Annotated in this window: 18 protein-coding genes; 12 read left to right on the top strand and 6 right to left on the bottom strand. The window is 36.4% G+C overall.

What is annotated here, in order from left to right; genetic code table 11:
• The first annotated feature begins 73 nt into the window (after positions 1 to 73).
• The 9 genes from rsfS (at position 74) to BUE84_RS00695 (ending at position 9,113) form a co-directional block, all read left to right on the top strand.
• Entirely contained in the window at positions 74 to 439 is a 366-nt protein-coding gene (rsfS, locus tag BUE84_RS00655) for a ribosome silencing factor (protein ID WP_047376360.1), read from the top strand.
• Between the two features lie 21 nt (positions 440 to 460).
• A complete protein-coding gene (gene ftsH, locus BUE84_RS00660) occupies positions 461 to 2,482 on the top strand; it encodes an ATP-dependent zinc metalloprotease FtsH (RefSeq protein WP_079240094.1) in 2,022 nt (673 codons plus the stop codon).
• Positions 2,483 to 2,617: 135 nt separating this feature from the next.
• On the top strand, positions 2,618 to 3,199 hold the full coding sequence (locus tag BUE84_RS00665) for an LUD domain-containing protein (RefSeq protein WP_165790439.1): 582 nt from the start codon (positions 2,618 to 2,620) through the stop codon (positions 3,197 to 3,199).
• A gap of 24 nt (positions 3,200 to 3,223) precedes the next feature.
• Complete coding sequence (locus BUE84_RS00670) at positions 3,224 to 4,096, top strand: phosphatidate cytidylyltransferase (RefSeq protein WP_079240096.1); 873 nt, start codon at positions 3,224 to 3,226, stop codon at positions 4,094 to 4,096.
• 4 nt (positions 4,097 to 4,100) lie between these two features.
• The gene (locus BUE84_RS00675; RefSeq protein WP_079240097.1) at positions 4,101 to 4,757 is read left to right on the top strand and encodes a phosphatidylserine decarboxylase family protein; all 657 of its coding nucleotides are present in this window, start codon (positions 4,101 to 4,103) and stop codon (positions 4,755 to 4,757) included.
• 423 nt (positions 4,758 to 5,180) lie between these two features.
• Positions 5,181 to 6,173 carry a helix-turn-helix transcriptional regulator gene (locus BUE84_RS00680; protein ID WP_079240098.1) on the top strand — a complete coding sequence of 331 codons (993 nt, stop codon included), beginning with the start codon at positions 5,181 to 5,183 and terminating at the stop codon, positions 6,171 to 6,173.
• 98 nt (positions 6,174 to 6,271) lie between these two features.
• Positions 6,272 to 6,685 carry a transposase gene (locus BUE84_RS00685; RefSeq protein WP_079240099.1) on the top strand — a complete coding sequence of 138 codons (414 nt, stop codon included), beginning with the start codon at positions 6,272 to 6,274 and terminating at the stop codon, positions 6,683 to 6,685.
• Position 6,686: 1 nt separating this feature from the next.
• Positions 6,687 to 7,007 carry a transposase gene (locus BUE84_RS00690; protein ID WP_079240100.1) on the top strand — a complete coding sequence of 107 codons (321 nt, stop codon included), beginning with the start codon at positions 6,687 to 6,689 and terminating at the stop codon, positions 7,005 to 7,007.
• Between the two features lie 294 nt (positions 7,008 to 7,301).
• Entirely contained in the window at positions 7,302 to 9,113 is a 1,812-nt protein-coding gene (locus BUE84_RS00695; protein ID WP_079240101.1) for a hypothetical protein, read from the top strand.
• Between the two features lie 50 nt (positions 9,114 to 9,163).
• On the opposite strand, the gene BUE84_RS00700 is transcribed toward BUE84_RS00695, so the two are convergent.
• The 4 genes from BUE84_RS00700 to BUE84_RS00715 all read right to left on the bottom strand — a co-directional run bounded on the left by BUE84_RS00700 (position 9,164) and on the right by BUE84_RS00715 (position 13,057).
• Entirely contained in the window at positions 9,164 to 9,511 is a 348-nt protein-coding gene (locus BUE84_RS00700; protein ID WP_079240102.1) for a DUF1801 domain-containing protein, read from the bottom strand.
• A gap of 18 nt (positions 9,512 to 9,529) precedes the next feature.
• On the bottom strand, positions 9,530 to 11,368 hold the full coding sequence (locus tag BUE84_RS00705; RefSeq protein ID WP_079240103.1) for an ABC transporter ATP-binding protein: 1,839 nt from the start codon (positions 11,366 to 11,368) through the stop codon (positions 9,530 to 9,532).
• A 233-nt stretch (positions 11,369 to 11,601) separates the two neighbouring features.
• Positions 11,602 to 12,522 (bottom strand): M28 family peptidase, encoded by a 921-nt coding sequence (locus tag BUE84_RS00710; RefSeq protein ID WP_079240104.1) that lies wholly within the window; start codon positions 12,520 to 12,522, stop codon positions 11,602 to 11,604.
• 145 nt (positions 12,523 to 12,667) lie between these two features.
• Positions 12,668 to 13,057 (bottom strand): DUF4293 family protein, encoded by a 390-nt coding sequence (locus tag BUE84_RS00715; protein ID WP_034691563.1) that lies wholly within the window; start codon positions 13,055 to 13,057, stop codon positions 12,668 to 12,670.
• A 144-nt stretch (positions 13,058 to 13,201) separates the two neighbouring features.
• Between BUE84_RS00715 and rho the strand changes: the two genes are divergently transcribed.
• Entirely contained in the window at positions 13,202 to 15,034 is a 1,833-nt protein-coding gene (gene rho / locus BUE84_RS00720; RefSeq protein WP_079240105.1) for a transcription termination factor Rho, read from the top strand.
• 194 nt (positions 15,035 to 15,228) lie between these two features.
• On the top strand, positions 15,229 to 15,825 hold the full coding sequence (locus BUE84_RS00725) for a superoxide dismutase (protein ID WP_034691558.1): 597 nt from the start codon (positions 15,229 to 15,231) through the stop codon (positions 15,823 to 15,825).
• 71 nt (positions 15,826 to 15,896) lie between these two features.
• Here the strand turns inward: BUE84_RS00725 and BUE84_RS00730 are convergent, their stop codons facing one another.
• Positions 15,897 to 16,316 carry a DUF6146 family protein gene (locus BUE84_RS00730; protein WP_079240106.1) on the bottom strand — a complete coding sequence of 140 codons (420 nt, stop codon included), beginning with the start codon at positions 16,314 to 16,316 and terminating at the stop codon, positions 15,897 to 15,899.
• A gap of 50 nt (positions 16,317 to 16,366) precedes the next feature.
• Positions 16,367 to 17,557, bottom strand: coding sequence for an endonuclease (locus BUE84_RS00735; protein WP_079240107.1), 1,191 nt, complete (start codon positions 17,555 to 17,557; stop codon positions 16,367 to 16,369).
• Positions 17,558 to 17,803: 246 nt separating this feature from the next.
• On the opposite strand from BUE84_RS00735, the gene BUE84_RS00740 reads away from it, so the two are divergent.
• Positions 17,804 to 20,683 carry a carboxypeptidase-like regulatory domain-containing protein gene (locus BUE84_RS00740; RefSeq protein WP_079240108.1) on the top strand — a complete coding sequence of 960 codons (2,880 nt, stop codon included), beginning with the start codon at positions 17,804 to 17,806 and terminating at the stop codon, positions 20,681 to 20,683.
• Positions 20,684 to 20,701: the final 18 nt, after the last annotated feature.

A 20,701-nucleotide genomic window follows, 5' to 3' on the forward strand; every position in this document is an offset into this window, starting at 1 on the left:
AGAGATTAAGAGGGTAAAAGTAAGGTTAAAGTAAAGAAAAAACAATAAATTTGCAGATTATAGTATTTTTTTAATGAATAAAACAGCAGAAAAACAAGCGTTAATAGATAAAATCGTTGAAGCTATCCAGGATGTAAAAGGGGAAGACATTATGATCTTCGATCTTTCAAACATCGAAAACTCCGTAGCAGAAACGTTCGTGATATGTAGTGGAAACTCAAATACACAGGTAGCTGCATTGGCAGGAAGTGTAGAGAAAAAAGTAAGAAACGAACTACAAGACAGACCTTGGCACGTAGAAGGTACTGAAAATGCGATGTGGGTATTGGTGGATTACGTTTCAGTGGTGGTTCATATATTCCAAAAACAGGTACGTGAGTACTACGACATAGAAGAACTTTGGGGTGACGCAGTCATTACCAAAATTGAAAATGAATAATAAAAATTTTAAAAAGTCTAAATGAATAATAAAGGATTCAACTGGTTCTTTCCTATTGCAATCGTAGCTCTTTTGCTATTCTTTGGCTCCAATTTCCTTGGAGGTGATGCAGCAAAATCTATTGATGAAGATGGTTTCTTTAGAGAAATGCAGGCGGGCAAAGTCCAGAATATAATTATATACAAAGACATAGAGAAAGCTGATGTTTTCCTAACAAAAGAAGCAAAATCGGCAATGGTTTCCAAAGCCGGAAAAGAAAACAACCCTCTTTCTGCCTTCGAAATGGCTCCTAAAGCAGATTTTTCTGTGAAATACGGAGATCTTCAACTTTTCCTTCAGAAATTTGAACAGGTTAAGGCCAGCAATCCGGTTATCAAAACAACTAAAGATTACGGAACAGGTAAGAGTGCATTAATGGACATCTTAGTTCCTGCATTGGTTTGGATTTCTATTCTTGGATTATTCTACTTCCTTCTTTTCAGAAAGATGGGCGGTGGAGGAGGTCCTGGTGGACAAATTTTCTCTATCGGAAAATCTAAAGCGAAGCTTTTCGACGAAAAAGAAAGAATTCAGGTAACATTTAAAGATGTTGCAGGATTGGAAGGTGCTAAAGAAGAAGTTCAGGAAGTAGTAGATTTCTTGAAAAACTCTGAAAAATATACAAAACTGGGAGGTAAAATTCCGAAAGGAGTTCTTTTAGTAGGGCCTCCGGGAACAGGTAAAACCTTATTGGCAAAAGCTGTTGCAGGCGAAGCTAAAGTTCCGTTCTTCTCACTTTCAGGTTCTGATTTCGTTGAAATGTTTGTTGGGGTAGGAGCGTCAAGAGTAAGAGACCTTTTTGCTCAGGCTAAAGCCAAATCTCCGGCCATTATCTTCATTGATGAGATTGATGCTATCGGACGTGCCAGAGGAAAAAATAATTTCTCCGGCGGAAATGACGAAAGAGAAAATACATTGAACCAGCTTCTTACTGAAATGGATGGCTTCGGAACAGATACCAACGTTATCGTAATGGCGGCAACCAACAGAGCGGATATCCTTGATAAAGCTTTGATGAGAGCAGGACGTTTTGACCGTTCTATCTATGTAGACCTTCCGGAACTTCACGAAAGAAGACAGATCTTTGATGTTCACCTGAAAAAAATCAAACTTGATGATAATGTAGACAGAGAGTTTCTTGCCAAACAGACTCCTGGATTCAGTGGAGCAGATATTGCAAACGTTTGTAACGAAGCAGCGCTTATCGCAGCAAGAAATAACCATACTTCAGTAACAAAACAAGATTTCCTTGATGCTGTAGACAGAATCATTGGCGGTCTTGAAAAGAAGAATAAAGCAATTAAGCCTTCTGAAAAAAGAAGAGTGGCTTATCACGAAGCAGGGCACGCTACGATCTCATGGTTGGTAGAACACGCATCTCCGCTTTTAAAAGTGACGATCGTTCCTAGAGGACGTTCACTGGGAGCAGCATGGTACCTTCCAGAAGAAAGACAGCTTACCACTACTGAACAAATGTTGGACGAAATGTGTGCAACATTAGGAGGTAGAGCGGCAGAGCAGGTAATATTCAACAATATTTCCACAGGAGCACTTTCTGACCTGGAAACAGTAACGAAGAGAGCTCAGGCAATGGTAACAATCTATGGATTAAGCCCGAATATCGGTAACATTTCTTACTATGACAGTTCAGGTCAGTCTGAGTACAATTTCGGAAAACCCTATTCTGAAGAAACCGCTACAAAAATTGATGCAGAGATCAAATCAATCATCGAAAATCAATATGAGAGAGCGATAAGAATTCTGGATGAGAATAAGGATAAGCTTGATGCTCTGGCAAGTAAATTGTTGGAAAAAGAAGTGATCTTCCGTGAAGACTTAGAAGAAATATTCGGAAAAAGAGCATGGGATCCTGAATTGACAGAGAAACCTGTTACCAATACTATTCCTGAAAAAGATCAGCCAATAGCACAGGAAACACCTCAGATCAAAGAAAAAGAAGAAGAAAGCGAAATTCAGGCTCCAGAAAGCCCAACACAGCTTTAAGACTCTAAAAAATAGAATTAACAAAAACCTGACAACTGCAAAATTGTCAGGTTTTTTCATATTTGAAGAGATATTTTGGACACTATTGTAATTTATTTTCTATTTTTGTATAAAGTTGACTAAAAATAGATTAAGTTGAATTTATTCAAGAGGATTGTAAGCAAACTTACCAACCAGCCTGAAGAAGAGGACAAACAGAGCCTGGAGAAGCTTGGGGATTCGCTGAAAAATGCGGATCTTGACTATAAGTTTGCGCAATTATTTACGCATTCGGGGGGATTTTTTAATTATTGTGCAGATGAAGCGGAAGCTCTACAAACTTTAAATCAAATTATCAAAATTGAAGGTATCCACAATCTTTTTTGTTGGGATAAAGAACTTCAGAACTTTTTGAACGTTGTGAAGTCTACCTATACTTCAGAACTGCAACCGTCTAATGACGCCGCATTCATCACCTGTGAATACCTGATCGCCTATGATGGCAGAATCATGCTTTCACATAATAATATTCTTCATTATCATTCTTCAAGGCTTCCCGATAGAATTATTATCATTGCCAATGTTTCTCAGATTGTAAACAACCTGAATGATGCTATGGGGAAAATAAAAAGGAACGGAAATATTAAGAACCTTACTTCCATAAGCGGAAGCCAATCGAAAATGGACAGTTCTTCCAATTCCAATACAAAACTGTTTTTATTGCTGCTTGAAGATTAAGCAACCACTTCTAAATTTTAAATTTTGGATAAAAATCTCATTCAAAGAACCGTATCAGGTATCGTTTATGTAGCTATCATTATTCTTTGTTCTACTCCGCTGGGAGCACAGCTGCTGAACAATATTGCACCTGGTCTTGTCAAGCAACAGTATCTTTATCATGGATTAATGAGCCTGCTGCTGATTGTAGGAACATGGGAATGTGTCAAAATCATGAAGTTTGGAAACGGCTATGAAAAATGGGTCGTATATCCATTGGTCATTTTTATTTTCTACATGTTTTCCAAAAGATATTTTAATCACGATTTCTTTTTTGATTTCAGGCTTAGTGAAATACTGGCACTGGCACTTATTGGGATTGCTGTGGTTACTTTATTCAAATATCCCAACGAATTATACTTCGACAGTGGGAAACTTATTTTTACCGTAATCTACGTAGCACTGCCATTTAGTTTTGCATTGGGGCTGCCAAAGTTCTCAAGCTATAGTGATAGTTTCTCTTTGGAAGTTCTGTTTCTGTTTATCCTGATCTGGAGTAGCGATACCTTTGCCTATCTGGTTGGAAAATTCTTCGGTAAACATAAAATGGCTCCTAAAATATCCCCTAAAAAAACATGGGAAGGTTATGCCGGAGGGGTTATTTTAACATTGGTTTTATCCTACTTTATTGAACATTATCAGCCTGAGCTGAGAGGGAACTGGATGGTAGTAGGATTTTTGATTGCTGCCTTTGCTCCTTTAGGAGATTTGGTGGAGAGTCAACTGAAAAGAAACTTCGGTGTAAAGGACAGTGGAAACATTATTCCTGGGCATGGGGGAGTTTTAGACAGACTGGATAGTTTTATTATCTGCGTTCCTGTCGTATATTTGTACTTTATTATAGAAAAATTTATTTAGTCTCATGAAATTACATAGAGAATCAAAAGGAACGATTACCGTTGCGACCCTGCTTTTTATTATTCTGGGCGCTTTAGCAATTTATTTCCTTGAAATATGGTCACTGGTGATCATTATGCCTTTGTTGGTTATTTACGGTTTAGTATTCTGGTTCTTCAGAGTTCCGGATCGTAATATTCTTGATCACAAAGAAAACGTAATAGCTCCGGTAGACGGAAAAGTGGTAATGATCAAAGAAGTGGATGAAGATGAATTTATTAAAGGAAAAGCCATCCAGGTTTCTATTTTCATGTCTCCACTCAATGTTCACATTTGCAGATATCCGGTTTCGGGAGAAGTGATTTACAAAAAATATCACCCGGGAAAATATCTGGTAGCATGGCATGAAAAGTCTTCTACAGAGAACGAAAGAACTACGGTAGCTGTTCAGACGATGACTAATCATAAAGTAGTCTTCAGACAGATTGCTGGATATGTTGCAAGAAGAATCGTTTTCTACTGTAATGAAGGAGATAAAGCAAAGGCCGGACATGAGTTCGGATTTATTAAATTCGGTTCCAGAATGGATGTATTCCTTCCTTTGGATACTGAGATTATCTGTAAAATCGGAGATATTACAAAAGGAGGTGAGGATGTTATCGCCAAACTGAAAGAAAATTAATATTCTTATCGTATATAAATCAAAAGAGAGCTATAAAGGCTCTCTTTTTTATTTAGTAAATATTATCCTCATTTGAGTGTTTTAAGTTTAAATTACGCATGAGTAATATTGCGTATCGGAAGATGAATGCTTTTACGTGGAGATCAATAATTTTGCATGCTTAAAAACACAAGCTCATGCTTTTAAGTGATCTGAGGTAAATGCTTATTAATTTATTGTCAAAAATGGTATTTCATTTGAAAATTTTAATAAATTGTAGCTAGAAAACACCTTAATCATATCCTTTTTAATGCTGAAAAAGACTATACATTTCGTTTTGTAGATTTTTTCTTTTGCAAGAAAGGCTGTTAATATTGGGAAATTTATGCTTTCAGGAGTACGAATGCCAACTTAAGCTTGTGAAAGCATAAAAACAACAACAAGATGATTTATAAGTTTTTCTTTAAGGTGATCAACGACGAAGCGGAGAATATGGATGATGATTTTGAAAGTAGTTATCTTCATCTTATTAACCGGTACTTACTTTTATTGTTTTTCATATTCCTGTTTTATTCCATTTTCATAATTACTTTTTTCGGGGATATGCTGATTTCCATATTTCTTACCGTTATTACCTTTTTCTGGTTGTTTTTAATGGCTATCAAAGGGAAAATGAAACGGTTCAGGAAGGTGTTGAAAGGAGCTGTTATCTTTATACTTGCCTTGTTGACTTTTATTGTAAGCTTTTTTCATATTTATACTTACAAAAATGCGGGAGTAGAGTATTTCTACTTTTGTCTCTTGTTTGCAGTTCCATTTTTTCTGAACTATAAAAAAGATTCTTTTGCTATCTTTTTTATTGCCTTTATGATCAGCATTAATTTTATTGCCTGCCTTTACTTTGATTTTGATTTTCTTCCTAAAAGCAGATTTATAGAAAAAGAGGATTTTAAAACAATAAAATTGCTTAATATTTTGTTTTCAGTTGCCTCTTTCCTGATGGATATTGTTTTTATTACCCAGAAAGACGCATTGATTCATGGTTTGATTTCCGATAAAAAAGAAAAAGATTCTACCATCAAAGATCTGGTAAAAACAAATGCGGAATTGATGAAACACCAGATGCTGATCAATCATCTTTCGGAAGAAAACATTCAGGAAATTTTAAATTTGGCGGAAAGTAATTCGCCGATGTTTTTTGAAAAATTTCAGGTGTTTTTCCCTCATTTTATTCCTGATATTTTAAAAATAAATCCTAATCTGATCCATTCTGAGCTCTACTTCTGTGCATTGATGAAGTTGGATTTCGATACAAAAAGAATAGCGCAGTGTACCAATAACAGTATTCGGGCTGTGGAAAGTAAAAAGTACAGAATCCGGAAAAAATTAAATATTTCCTCAGAGATTAATATCAATAGCTTTCTTATAAAAATTTAAACAAAATTCTGATTTTTGTTACTCATACGTAGTGTTGAGTAGCTTCTGATGGTATTTTTTGAGTTTCTTGTCGATATTTTTACTTAAAAAATATTGTAATGAATATTAAAGACATTCATATTGGAAACCTGATCAGATCTAAAGTAGAAGAATATCAGATTTCAATAGAAAGAATTTCCCGATTTTTAAACAGGACGGAAGATGAAGTAGAGATGATGTTTCATGTCAAAAGTATGGATACTGATGTTCTATTAAAATGGTGTAAGCTTTTAAAATTCGATTTTTTTAGGTTCTATACAGGTCATCTGATTTTGTATGCCCCTCAGGCAAGAATTGATAATGAGTTCACTCAAAAGAATGACACTCTGGTTTTCAGAAAGAGCATCTACACACAAGAGGTTAAAGATTTTATTCTTGATAAAATAAAAACTGGTAAAATGACAGCTAATGATGCTGTTAAAAGGTATAGAATACCCAAGACCACTTTATATAAATGGATGAAAAAAATATAATATGATTCCTGATTACAAGCAGATTTATACCGATATTCTTGAAGAAAAGTTTCCTGAGAAATTATTGGATGCGGCCATAAGGCTTAAGCTGGAAACATTGCATTCGGCTTTTGATATTCTGAAATTTAATCAATTGATTTTTGGAGACGCCCAATATACCGTTGGATGTGATAATCAGAGACTCCGTTCTTATGACGAAGAATCTATTTTGAAAATTCTCAGTTACCAAAAAAGAAATGGACTGACTAATCTTCAGGTGAGTCATCATTTTAAGATAAGCCGAAATACAATTGCCAAATGGAAAACAATTTTTAAATCATAAAAGTGTTGTATCCTGTTTAATCCAATTGTTTTATTTTTTTCTATTACATAAGAAATAATTGATTTTATGCTGTTTTGATTTTGATTTTGAATTTATGGTTGAGTTTTGTTCAATAACTCAACTTTTTTATTTGTGTTGGATGTGATGATAAGTTATTGGCGTTTTGTGAGTTTTACTACGCGTGAGTAGTATTGCGTAGAGGGAATTAATTTGTAATCGTCTGTGGTTGATAATTTTGTGGAAGTTAAATGTTCAGATTAAAATTTAATTATAAAACAATTATAACTTAATACAATGATGGAAACAAAATTTACAATGCCTTCAATCAAAGTCTTGTTCATCGCAATGCTCTTTGTTTTTGGAAAATCTTTCTCTCAAACCAATAATGGTGCAGTAGGGATTAATACTACAACCCCGAACTCTAATTCCGTTTTGGATGTTGTTTCAGGAAATAATAACAAAGGAGTCCTTATTCCTCGTTTAACTGAAGCCCAGCGAAACGCAATTGTAATCAATCAATCCAATGATGATGGTTTGACGATTTACAACACCACAGAAGACTGTTTCAATTACTGGAGTCTTGCAGATAACGAATGGAAAAGTGTCTGCGGACAGATGGGGAAAGCTGTTTTTACCATAGATTGCTCCACGTCCAGAGCCATGGGTAGCTATGTAAAAGGAAAAGAGCTTACCAACTCAAATTATCTGAGCATTGCCGTGAATGTGACAAAGCCAGGTAATTATACCATTTCCGGAACTACCACAAACGGATATAATTTCTATGGAACAGGAGTATTTCTAAATGCTGGAGCACAAACCATACAGATTCCGGGGCAAGGAACTCCTCAGAATATTCAGACAGATAACGTGTCGCTAGAAGCCAACGGAACAGCGGTTGCCTGTACTCCTGCCATTTCTATTGCTGTGTTAAGCCCTGCAGGAACGTATACAATGAGCTGTGGTAGTGCCACCGTAAACGGTATTTATAAAGTAGGAACGGCTCTTACCGCTTCCAATACCATTACTTTACCAGTGAATGTTTCAACATTGGGAAGTTACACTATTACAACCAACACGGTTGACGGAATTTCTTTCAGCGGATCAGGAACCTTTACGGCTACAGGAAATCAGAATATAACATTAGGAGGAGTGGGAACACCTTCTTCTACGACAGTAAAAACAATAACAATTACTTCAGACAGCCAGGGAGGTGTATCTACAACATGTTCTGTCAATGTGATTGTGGTAGTTCCAAAGAAAAAACTTTTAACAATCGGAACGGCGCCAAACGGTTGTGGATATAATGTTTCAGGAACTTCTCCATCAGGAATGGTAACTAAAGCGGCCGCTAATTTTGGAACACTTGCCAACAGTATCGTAAAGTACGAAGGATGGGATCAGATCATAGATGGTACGGATAGTCCGAATGCTACCCAGCTGACAACCTGGACCACCGGATCTAATCCTGTAGATATTATTGTCATAGGATATGCGTGGGGAATGAATGCTGCAGAAGCACAGGTTTTAAAAAATTATCTGGCAAAAGGTGGTGTAATCGTTGCCTATTCTGAAAGTAATGCCGGAATGCAGAATCTTTTCAGAAATGTTTTTGACGGATCAGTAAATACCGGAAGTGTAAACAGTGCGGGAGCTATTTATAAGCTGCCAATGACTAATGATGAAATATTGAACGGTCCTTTCGGTGATATCAGAGGATTGCAATGGGGTGAAGATGCTTCTTCTACAACGTATGCAACCGGTTTGCCTTCAAGTGAAATAACAGTCTATTCAGGAGATACAAATATTTCTACAGCCTCACCATCGGGAACCGTTGGGCGTGTAACTGCGTTTAAGCATAATACACTGAACTTCATCTGGGTAGGTGATGGCGGATTTAACTCTCAATGTGGAACAGTTACTTCTCCCAACACTTCTGATACGATATGTCCATTCTATGCAGATACGAACTATAAGCCAATTGCTAAACCCAATTATGGAAATGGAGCAGCTGCCTACGAAATGAATGTATATAACTCAATATTCTATGCGAATGCTCTTGCCTGGGCAATTAAAAAGGCAGAGTTCAACGGAATAAACACAAAATGATAAAGTTTTTTAAAGATGACTCCGGCACGATTATTCGTGCCGGAGTTTTTTTATTTTATATACTTTTTAATCTCTTCTGTCAGACTTACTATAAATTCTACAGGAATATCCTCTTCCATATCAATAAGAAGGATTTTAAACTTCTTTCTGCCATCCTGGATCAGTTCGGGATAATCAAGTCTGTCACCATGATAAAAACTCAGGTAATGTTTTTTATATTTTTTGCTGTAATAGAAATAGCACAGCATTTTCTTTTTGTATTTGATAAAAGGAAGCCCGAAACTAAATGTTTCTGTAATATTTTCCGGATCTGAAGCTAAGATCGTATCACGCAAAAATAAAAGAGTACTTCTTTCAGGCTCTTCGATTCTGTAGAAATACTCTTGTATAGGGTTCATTTTAATTCAATTAAAAGATTAGTCGAAGTTTTGAAGTTCGACAAGTTTGTGATACATTCCTCTTTTTGCGATCAGATCATGATGAGTTCCTTGTTCCACGATATCACCTTTTTCCATCACTACAATCCAGTCTGCTTTCTGAATGGTTGAAAGACGGTGGGCAATGACTAAAGAAGTTCTGTTTTCCATCATTTTCTCCAGTGCATCCTGTACAAATCTTTCGGATTCCGTATCCAGTGCAGAGGTGGCTTCATCCAGAATCATGATAGGTGGGTTTTTCAATACCGCTCTGGCAATAGAGACCCTTTGCTTCTGACCTCCGGAAAGTTTACCTCCGTCATCTCCGATATTGGAATCATATCCTTCAGGGAGTGTGGTGATAAATGCATCTGCATTGGCAATTTTAGCGGCTGCAATGACTTCTTCTCTGGTGGCATCAGGTTTACCCATCAGAATATTATTGTAAACGGAATCATTGAATAATACAGATTCCTGGGTTACCATTCCCAATAGCTTACGGTATTCCTGTAGCTTTAAATGTTTGATGTCTGTTCCGTCAATCAGAATTTCTCCTTCCGACACATCATAAAATCTTGCTAAAAGATTGGCAATAGTTGTTTTACCACTTCCACTTTGCCCAACAAGAGCAACCGTTTTCCCTTTTGGAATAGAAAGTGAGAAGTTTTTAAGAATCGTATGGTCTTTATCATAGTAAAAACCAATATTATTAAATTCGATAGAATGATTTAATGTTGATATAGAAACAGGATTTGGTACTTCGTCAATTTTCACATCCGCATCCAGAATAGCTAAAACTCTTTCAAGAGAAGCTTCACCCTTCTGAACATTCGAAATAGATTGAGATAAACTTTTCACAGGAGGCAAAATCTGGAAGAAAATACCCAGAAAAACTAAGAAATCTGCAGGTGAAATACTTTGTTCTACAATGATTTGCTTTCCACCGTACCATGCGATAATCAAGAACGTAACTGATCCTAAAAATTCGCTCATAGGAGAAGCCAGTTCCTTTTTTCTTCCTAAATTTATTGAACTGTTGATCCATTTCTGCATAGACTGCATAAAACGGTTGTCCATTATTTTTTCTGCGCTGAAAATCTTAATCACTTTTGTAGATTTTAGTGTTTCATCTACAATCGAGAAAATATTTCCCATCTCATTTTGAGCCTGGTGAGAATCTTTTTTCAGGCTTTTTCCTATTAAAGCAATCATTGTTCCCATTACAGGCAATACTAAAAGAGAAAAAAGAGTCATCTCTGTACTTAAAAAGAAAAGTGTCACCAATGTACTGATCAGCATGAAAGGGGCGTTGATTAATTCAACTAAACTTCCTAAAATATTACCTTCAACTTCACCCACGTCATTGGACATACGGGACATCAGATCTCCCTTTCTGCTTTCTGTAAAAAAGGAAACAGGTAAAGCAAGAATCTTTCTGTACATTGCTCCACGAAGGTCTTTGGTAACCCCTACACGGTAATTGATCAGTAAAAATGAACCTAAATATCTGAAAAGGTTTCTCAGCAAAAACATAAAAGCTGTGATCACACAAAGCCACGCCAAAACGTTAAGTGCTCCATATTGGGTTACTAAACTCTGAACATAATAATTGGCATATTCTTTTGCATAGGAGAAAAAATCTAAAATTTCTCCCGAATACACAGGTGGATGGCTGTATTTTTTAGCCTCAATGGTTCCGAAAAGCATTCCCAAAACAGGTAGAATTGTCCCTAAGGAAGCAATCTGGAATACAGAATACATAAGATTGAAAAACAAACTTCCGTAGATGTATTTTTGGTGAGGTCTTGCGAACTTTAGTATTTTAATATATTGGTTCATTCAATGAAAAAATTGGATAGCAAAATTACGTAAAATTAAAAGATAAGACGTTCTTAATCGTGTTTTACTTTACTGGATAAGTTTCAAAAAGTGTCTTTTTGTTACAACTCAGCGTTATTAAGCATTATTTTTTTGAATAAATAAACCTGAATAGGGCTTAAGAACAGGAGATCATAAGGTATTGGTATTTAATAAAAAAAACTGCTGAAACAGCAGTTTTTACATTATTTCACTTAAAATTTCACCTGATCATTGTATTTAGGAGCAAAATTTTTAGGACTCAGTTTGTCCAGTGTTTTTCCCAAATTATTGATGATCTGCGTCATATTATCAAAATCTACAACGTTGATGTCATCATTTTCATGGTGATAATGAGACGCTTTGGTCATATCAACAGTAGAAAATGAATGGGCAATGATTTTCTTTTTGACAAAGCTTACATTGTCTGAACGGTAGAATAGCTGCTGTTTTGCATATGGATCGGGATTGATTTTTAATCCGTTTACTGCATTTTGATTGAAAAGCTCATCAAGATCCGAGAATCCGTCTCCCGTCATATATAATGCGTTTTTTCCCCATTGAGATTCTGTAGCCACCATTTCAAAATTGAAAAGAGCAGTCATCTTATTATAAATAGGATCGAGATTTTTATCCGTTGAAATCGCTCTTGAACCCAGCATGCCTTTTTCTTCCCCATTGAATGCCATGAACACCATAGAGAATTCCGGTTTTTTGTTTTTGAAATAATCGGCAATACCTACCAGAGTAGTAATTCCGCTGGCATCATCATCTGCTCCGTTATAAATATTGTCTCCGCTTTTATCACTGGTTCCGATATGGTCAAAATGCCCTGAGAATCCAAGATATTGATCCGTTTTTCCCTTTTTGATTCCACAGACATTATATACCGTTTTTCCATTATAATCAAAAGGAACCAGATAAGATTTTCCGGTACAGTATTCCAGGTTATTTTCTTTGAAAAGCTTTGCAATATAGTTGGCAGCATTTTCATTTTCCTGAGTTCCGATTTCACGGCCTTTCATTTCATCTGAAGCGAGAGTGGAAAGAACTGTTTTTACTCTTTCCTTGGAAACTTCCTGTCCAAAAGTAAATATGGAGAATAGTGATAAAGTAAGATACGTTAGCTTTTTCATTGTCTTTTGTTAAAATTATATGATCTGTCGTGCTTTTAATCAAAAAGTTGCAATGAATTTACATATTTTAAATTAAGAATGGCTGACAAATAAAAAAAACAGCTCCTAAAAAGAAGCTGTTCTCACTCAAAAAATCGTTGTAAGGCTATCGAAGTCTGTCTACAGATTTTACGAGCCTCTCATCTTTACGGATGTAAATGTTTGCTATAAGCAGACAGATTACCGCAATCAATGGGAAAATCGGCTCAATACCCTTCTCAGGAATCTGAATTCCTCCGGATAAGTTTAGTAACCAGTACGCCAATACACCAATCAACAAAACGTTTATAATGATGCTGATGGTATTCAGCAAAATTTGTCTTTTTCTGTTTTTGAAACTAAAAATACTTAATGCTCCGATAATAACAAGTACTATACAGCTTATATTAAGTAAAGGAATACTGTCAGAAATGACAACATCCTGTCCTGTTATGAAAAGGAAAACAGCAGCTAAAACTGCTAATAAAGTCCATATTGTTTGTATTCTCTGTAGCATTGAATATTAAATTCTTGGCAAAAATAATATAAATTTTGCACAATTCAAAAATAAGTGTAGATTTGCATTATACAATGTACTTGAAAACAAAAGTCACCGGACTTACTTTTCTTACTCACAATTAATTACATTTTTACATTAAATATGTTTAACATAGAAACGTTAAGGTCAAAATCCGTAACGGAACTGACTAAAATCTTAAAAGATTTGGGCGTTAAAGTTGCAAGAACCAGCAATGAAAATGACAAGATCTTTGCTATTCTTGACTTTCAGGCTTCTAACCCTAAAGTTGCAAAAGATTATTTCAACGCCACAGAAACCGCCAGTGTAAATACTGAAGAGGCTCCAGCAGAAAAACCTGCCAAAGCCCCGGCAAAAAAAGCTGCCCCGAAAAAAACAGCAGCCAAGCCAAAAGCACCAGCAAAAGCTCCGGTAGAAACTAAAACAGAGGAAATAGTAGAAGAAAAGGTCGCTGCTTCTGAAGAAATAAAACCGGAAGAACCAAAAGCTGATACCGCTGTAGCAACAGTAACAGAAGAATCAGCAGCAACTGCTCAGGCAAAAAAGAAAAGAAAAAGAGTTTCTACCAATGCAGGGAATGCAGAAGTATCTCAGGAAAGAACAGAAACTCCAAAAAACACAGAACCTCAAGAGCCTGTTCAGGCTGAAGAAAAGCCTAACAATCCTCAACAACCACAGGCTAACAGACCCCAAAAAGGACACAACCATCCACAGAACAGTGGAAACCAACATAAAAACCAAAACCAACAACATCAGCATCAGCACCAAAACCAAAATCAGAATCAAAACAGACATTCTGAAAAGGCAGAGGAGCAGAACGACCATAAAAAAGAATTCAATTTCGATGGATTGGTAAGCATTGAAGGGGTGTTGGAAATCTTACCGGATAACTACGGATTTTTACGTTCCTCAGATTTCAGCTATATCTCTTCTCCGGATGATGTGTATGTATCTACAGCACAGATCAGGAATTATGGATTGAAAACCGGAGACACGGTGAAAGGAATTGTAAGGCTTCCGAAAGAAGGAGAAAAATACTTTTCATTGCTAAAACCAACCGAAGTAAACGGACGTGATCTTGCATTCATCAAAGACCGTGTTGCTTTTGAATATCTTACTCCGCTTTTCCCGGAAGAAAAATTCAATTTGGCAGGAAGCAATTCTACCATTTCTACCAGAATTGTAGATTTATTTGCACCTATCGGAAAAGGTCAGAGAGCAATGATCGTTGCACAGCCTAAAACAGGTAAGACGATGTTGTTGAAAGATATTGCTAATTCTATTGCAGCCAACCACCCGGAAGTATACATGATGGTTCTTTTGATTGATGAACGTCCGGAAGAGGTTACTGATATGGAAAGAAGCGTAAATGCAGAAGTAATTGCCTCTACATTTGATGAAGCAGCAGAAAAACATGTGAAAGTAGCCAACCTTGTTCTTGCAAAAGCACAAAGAATGGTAGAATGCGGACATGATGTAGTGATCTTACTGGATTCTATTACAAGATTAGCAAGAGCTTACAACACCGTAACACCTGCATCTGGTAAAGTACTTTCCGGTGGGGTAGATGCCAATGCTCTTCACAAGCCAAAAAGATTCTTCGGAGCGGCAAGAAAAATTGAAGGAGGAGGATCTCTGACAATCATTGCTACAGCATTAATTGATACAGGGTCTAAAATGGATGAAGTTATCTTTGAAGAATTCAAAGGTACAGGTAACATGGAACTTCAACTGGACAGAAAAATTGCCAACAGAAGAATTTATCCTGCTATTGACCTTATTTCTTCCAGTACCCGTAGAGATGACCTGCTTCTGGATGAAGTAACTTCTCAGAGAATGTGGATCTTCAGAAAATATCTTTCTGAAATGAATCCTGTAGAAGCTATGGAATTTGTTAATAAAAACATCAAAGGGACTCTGAATAATGAGGAATTCCTGATGTCTATGAATAAATAAATTTAATTTAATATTGTTAAATAGAAAGCACGGATCATTGGGTTCGTGCTTTTTATTAATATGATAAAAAAATTAAAACTTAATTCATTCTAAATCAATATATCAATGTTAAAGATTTATTAAAGTAATCCACAATCCTTGATAATCCCTTAAATATTGGCTAATTTTGAAATATAACATTAAAAATAAAGATTATGTCATTTGAATTACCAAAACTAGGATATGCATACGATGCATTAGAGCCAACGATCGATGCAAGAACTATGGAAATCCACCATACAAAACACCACCAGGCATATATTGACAATTTAAATAAAGCAATTGAAGGAACTGAACTAGCAGGAAAAACTATTGAAGAAATCTGCCAGACAGGAACAGACAAGCCAGCAGTAAGAAATAATGGAGGAGGTCACTTCAACCACTCTCTATTCTGGGAAATTTTAACTCCTGGAGGAAGCAAAGAGCCTGTAGGAAATGTAAAGGCTGCTATCGAAAATTACGGAGGTCTTGATAAATTCAAAACTGATTTTTCTGATGCTGCTAAAACAAGATTCGGTTCAGGATGGGCTTGGTTAGTAAAAAATGCTGACGGCTCAGTATCTGTTTCTTCTACACCTAATCAGGATAACCCATTAATGCCTGTAGCAGATGTTAAAGGAACTCCGGTTTTAGGATTAGATGTTTGGGAGCACGCTTATTATTTAAACTACCAAAACAGAAGACCTGACTATGTTTCTGCATTCTTCGATGTAGTAAACTGGGATAAAGTAGAAGAATTATTCAATAAATAATTTTCAGCTATTATAAAAATGAAAAGGTTCAGAATTACTCTGAACCTTTTTTATTGAAGATTGTTTAACATCTACCTTGCCGCATCGCTTCCGGATAATCCATTCAATCTTAGCTTGTATTTCCAGTTTACATAAGCGAAAACCTGGTATAATTTATATTCAAACTTGATCCCGTACTTTTCCTGAGGATCATAATCTATCCCGGATTCTATGATATTTCTGTATCTCCCGGAATGATAATAGCTGTTCCACTCATTGACCAAAAATGTATTTTTTGTCTTCAGATAAGATTCTGTATACTGGCTGATAGGTTTGGCGACAGCGCTCAGAAAATAGTCGAACTGGGTATCAATAACGGTAAGTTCCCATTCTCCGTCTTCATTTTTAGAAGGCTTCATTTCATGTTGCTCTTTATCTTTCTTTGGTGTTTCCTGAGAAAAACAACTGAAAGGGACCAATGCAATCATTACTAATAAAATAATATTTTTCATGATATAGGTATTTATATAAAAAAGCACTCCAATAAGAGTGCCTAACTTTTTTATGGTTCTTTCTGAAGAACTACAAATGCCGGAAAGTGGTCACTGTAGCCTCCAGTAAATTGGTCCCCATTCCAGGATCTGAAAGGATATCCTTTGTAATTTCCTTCTTTATTGACAAGATAAGCTGGAGCGAAAATTTCTGCTTTGTACACAGAATATTCTTTAGTTACCTGATCTGAAATTACGTTTTTAGAAACGATAATCTGGTCAAACAGGTTGGGAGCATCCTGATAAGCCAAAGAGGCAACCCCTTTCTTATATAAAGGATACATGAGGTTAAGATAAGGGTTTTCTTCACTTAAATCTTTAGGGTTTGCCTGAGCTTTCAGGTGGTTTTTTAAACTTGGGCTTACAGGATCGTCGTTAAAGTCACCCATAGCAAAAAGTTTAGTAGTAGGATCTGCAGCTCTTATGCTGTCCATCTGTTGTTTTAATAAGGCAGCAGCAGCATTTCTTTTAGGTAGAGAAATTGCTTCACCACCCCTTCTTGAAGGCCAGTGGTTCATAAAAAACGCTACTTTTTCATTATCTAAAAATCCTGTTACTACAAGGATGTCTCTTGTGTATTCTCTTTTTCCGTTGTCACCGTAAATTACCAGTTCTTTTTTTAATGAATTGGTTGGGGTAAACCTTCTTTTCTGATAAATCAATGCCACATCAATTCCTCTGTAGTCGTAAGAGTTGTAATGAATAATTCCGTAGTCATATTTCTTTAAAGCAGGTTCGTTCACAAGATCCTGAATGACCTGTCTGTTTTCAACCTCAATTAAACCTACCACTGCCGGAGCTGTTTTGGTATATTGTGCTCCCATTTCAGAAATCACCTTAGCTTCGTTAGCCAGTTTTGCCTTATAAATTTTAGTTCCGTAGTTTTTAGCACTTTTAGGAGTGAATTCTTCAGAACCACTTTGTATTCTTACTGCTTTTTTCCCTTTCAAAGCACCGTCACTCCAAGGTCCGTCGTATTTTTCTGCTTCCAGAAACTGGATAGAATCCATAGGAATACTTCTGTGGAAAGCAGGGTTTTTAATGTCCTTGGTGCCGTCTATATAATCTGCTGAGCGAATAGTATCCCAAAGGTTTTCTACATTTAAAAAACCTACGGTAGCTACTTTTCTCAGTTTTCCTTGTTGTTGGGAGAATGCCACGATCGAAATAAACAGGGCAAACAGACTCGAAAATCTCTTCATCTCTTTGGAGTTTTATTATACTATTAATTACAAATTTACTTTTTTTTAACTCGCTGCGTTTTAAATATTTGTAAATTTAAAAGCAGTAATTCGAGCCTCTCTTTTATAATGATTCTTAAAAGATTGCAATGTTAAGGAAAAATAACGTTAAAAAAGTTCTGAATTGCAAAATTTGATTAAATTTGTGCCCCCAACTTTTAAACTGTTGAAAATTAACAATAAAAGTATTAAAAAATAAATATACTCATGATTAAAAAATTATCATTGATCTCTTTATTTACTTTGCTGCCTGCTTCATATTATTATGCGCAGACAACTGTGTTTGCGTATCTTAAGGATGCGGACGGTAAACCTGTGGAGCAGGCAAGTGTAGATTTAAAAGGAGCAGGAAATGATGCAAAGGCAGACAAAATCGGATATTTCCAATTTAAAGATTTGATGCCTGGACATTATCAGATTATGGTTACAAAACCCAATTTTGAAACTAAAATTTTTGAATTTGATGTAACCAGTGATGAGAAAAGAAAAGATCTTGGAGTAATTACTCTTTATTCTGCATTAAATGGTGCAGATCAAGGGTTAGCTATCATAGAAGATTCTGGAGAAAGTGATGGCGGTGGTGCACAGCAAACAGCAACGGTGGGATTATTACAGTCTTCTCAGGATGTTTTCAGCAGAATTGCAAGTTTTGATTTAGGACCCTATTGGTTCCGTCCAAGAGGAATTGATAGCAGAACAGGTGAGAATATGATCAACGGGGTTTCTATGGCCGCTGCAGATAATGGAGATGTAGACTTCAGTACCTGGGGAGGATTGAACGAAATTACCCGTTACCCGGAAATTGCAGCTAACCATGCCCCTTCAGAATATGCTTTCGGAGGAACCACCGGAGTTTTTTATAAAAATACAAAAGCCAGCGAGTACAGAAAAGGAAGTCAGCTGACGTACTCTCTGACAAACAGAAATTATACCAACAGATTATCCTACAGATTTTCATCCGGAATGAATAAGAACGGATGGGCATTTACAGGAATGATCGCAAGGAGATGGGCACAGGAAGGGATTCAGGATGGTACCGCTTATGATGCATACAGCGGATATATAGGTATTGAGAAGAAATTCAGTGACAGCCATACTATGACTTTGAATGCCATAGGTTCTAAATATGCAAGAAGCTCTTCAAGTCCAAGTACTCAGGAAGTTTATGACTTCAGAGGTGTTCATTACAACTCTTACTGGGGATGGCAAAACGGTGATAAAAGAAATGAAAGAGTGAAAAGAGGTTTCCAGCCGATGATTCAATTGCAGGATTTCTGGAAAATCAATAAAAACTCTCAGCTATGGACGTCTGTTTCTTACCAGTTTGGGAAAGAGTACAGTTCAAGATTGGATTGGTACAGAGCGAATAACCCGTCTCCAACTTATTACCGTAATCTACCAAGTTATTGGTTAAATTATAAAGATCCGTCTCCGGAGCAGGCTGCCAACATCGGAATTACAAGAGACTGGTGGACGAATGATGACCAGTCACACACACAGATCAACTGGGATAACCTTTATAATGCCAACAGAAACGTAGAGTACAATGCTTTACTTGGCGGAAGAAGAGCAGCTTATTATCTTGTAGATGATGTAAAAGATGATAAAGTATGGAATGTATCTACTCACTATACTTATAACTTCACTGATACTTCCCGTTTTATCTTAAACTTATCTTATCAGAACTACAGATCTGAACAGTACAGAGAAGTAAACGATCTTTTAGGTGCTGATTTTGCCCTGAATATGGATCCTTTTGCATCCAATACCACAGCAGGAAGTGTTTGGGGTAAATTTAATACAAGAGAAAGTGACACTGATGTTGCCAAAAGAGAAGGTGATAAAATCGGGTACAGCTATATCTTCAGAAGACAGGAATTCAAAATAAACCCAGCTTTCAAATTCTCCACAGGTAAATTTGATGTTTTTATTTCCGGATTGTTTGGTTATACTACGAACAGCAGAGAAGGATTGTTCCAACACTATCTGTATGAGTCTTCTTATGGAAAAGGATCAGACCAAAACTTCTGGAATGCAGGAGTTAAAGGTCAGGTTACCTATAAAATCAATGGTAGAAACTTCCTTGTTTATAATGGAGCTTACTTTTCACAATCTCCTTTCTTAAATGATATTTACTTTAATACAAGAGTAAGTGGTGTTACAACTCCTGGGATCAAGAATGTTGTTGTTGATGCTAATGACCTGAGCTATGTAATCTCTACTCCGATTGTTAAACTTAGATTGACAGGTTATCTTGTTAATACTCAAAATGAAACAAGCGTACAAAGATATTTCGCACAGGGTGTTAAACTGACCAACCTTACTGAGAGCGGTGATCAGGCTCCGGTTCAGGATGGAGCTTTCATTACACAGGTATTGGCAGGAGCCAATAAGAGAAATATGGGAATTGAGCTTGGTGCACAGGTGAAAGTAACGCCTAGCTTAACTGCCAGTGGGTTACTAAGCTTAGGACAATATACTTATACTAATAATCCTACTGTTTATTTTGCATCTGATGCCGTTGGAACTTTCAGAGAGCTTGACGGAAACGGAAATATCGTATCAAGATCTTATACCAACATGGGTGAGGCTACTCTTAAAAATTACAGACAAGGTGGAACTCCTCAGGAGGCATATACATTAGGCCTTCGTTATAGCAGCCCTAAAAACTACTGGTGGGTAGGAGCAACCTGGAACTATTTTGGACATTCATTCTTAGATCCGTCTCCGGTAACCAGAACAGACAGGTTCTATACCAATCCTGGTACACCAGGAGTACCTTATGACCAGGTAACTGATGAAGAACTTGCAAGAGTTCTTACGCCTACAAAGCTTCCTTCAGCATTCTTCTTCAATATCAATGCAGGGAAGTCCTGGATGATTGGTAAATATTATGTATTGGTATCCGGATCTGTCAATAACATCCTTAATAACAGAAACTATATTACAGGAGGATTTGAGCAGACCAGAAACGTTAACTATATTGATTATGCGAATGATTATGACAGCGGAAACATGGTTTTCGCACCAAAGTATTGGTATAATCAGGGCAGATCTTATTTTGTTAACCTTCAATTCAGATTCTAAAAAACTAAAATTAAAAAT

It is taken from the genome of Chryseobacterium indologenes, assembly GCF_002025665.1.
Lineage (GTDB): Bacteria > Bacteroidota > Bacteroidia > Flavobacteriales > Weeksellaceae > Chryseobacterium > Chryseobacterium metallicongregator.

Coding starts and splice junctions, on each gene's coding strand:
- rsfS (WP_047376360.1), top strand. CDS start 74: ATGAATAAAACAGCAGAAAAACAAGCGTTAATAGATAAAATCGTTGAA.
- ftsH (WP_079240094.1), top strand. CDS start 461: ATGAATAATAAAGGATTCAACTGGTTCTTTCCTATTGCAATCGTAGCT.
- BUE84_RS00675 (WP_079240097.1), top strand. CDS start 4,101: ATGAAATTACATAGAGAATCAAAAGGAACGATTACCGTTGCGACCCTG.
- BUE84_RS00680 (WP_079240098.1), top strand. CDS start 5,181: ATGATTTATAAGTTTTTCTTTAAGGTGATCAACGACGAAGCGGAGAAT.
- BUE84_RS00685 (WP_079240099.1), top strand. CDS start 6,272: ATGAATATTAAAGACATTCATATTGGAAACCTGATCAGATCTAAAGTA.
- BUE84_RS00690 (WP_079240100.1), top strand. CDS start 6,687: ATGATTCCTGATTACAAGCAGATTTATACCGATATTCTTGAAGAAAAG.
- BUE84_RS00695 (WP_079240101.1), top strand. CDS start 7,302: ATGATGGAAACAAAATTTACAATGCCTTCAATCAAAGTCTTGTTCATC.
- BUE84_RS00700 (WP_079240102.1), bottom strand. CDS start 9,511: ATGAACCCTATACAAGAGTATTTCTACAGAATCGAAGAGCCTGAAAGA.
- BUE84_RS00705 (WP_079240103.1), bottom strand. CDS start 11,368: ATGAACCAATATATTAAAATACTAAAGTTCGCAAGACCTCACCAAAAA.
- BUE84_RS00710 (WP_079240104.1), bottom strand. CDS start 12,522: ATGAAAAAGCTAACGTATCTTACTTTATCACTATTCTCCATATTTACT.
- BUE84_RS00715 (WP_034691563.1), bottom strand. CDS start 13,057: ATGCTACAGAGAATACAAACAATATGGACTTTATTAGCAGTTTTAGCT.
- rho (WP_079240105.1), top strand. CDS start 13,202: ATGTTTAACATAGAAACGTTAAGGTCAAAATCCGTAACGGAACTGACT.
- BUE84_RS00725 (WP_034691558.1), top strand. CDS start 15,229: ATGTCATTTGAATTACCAAAACTAGGATATGCATACGATGCATTAGAG.
- BUE84_RS00730 (WP_079240106.1), bottom strand. CDS start 16,316: ATGAAAAATATTATTTTATTAGTAATGATTGCATTGGTCCCTTTCAGT.
- BUE84_RS00735 (WP_079240107.1), bottom strand. CDS start 17,557: ATGAAGAGATTTTCGAGTCTGTTTGCCCTGTTTATTTCGATCGTGGCA.
- BUE84_RS00740 (WP_079240108.1), top strand. CDS start 17,804: ATGATTAAAAAATTATCATTGATCTCTTTATTTACTTTGCTGCCTGCT.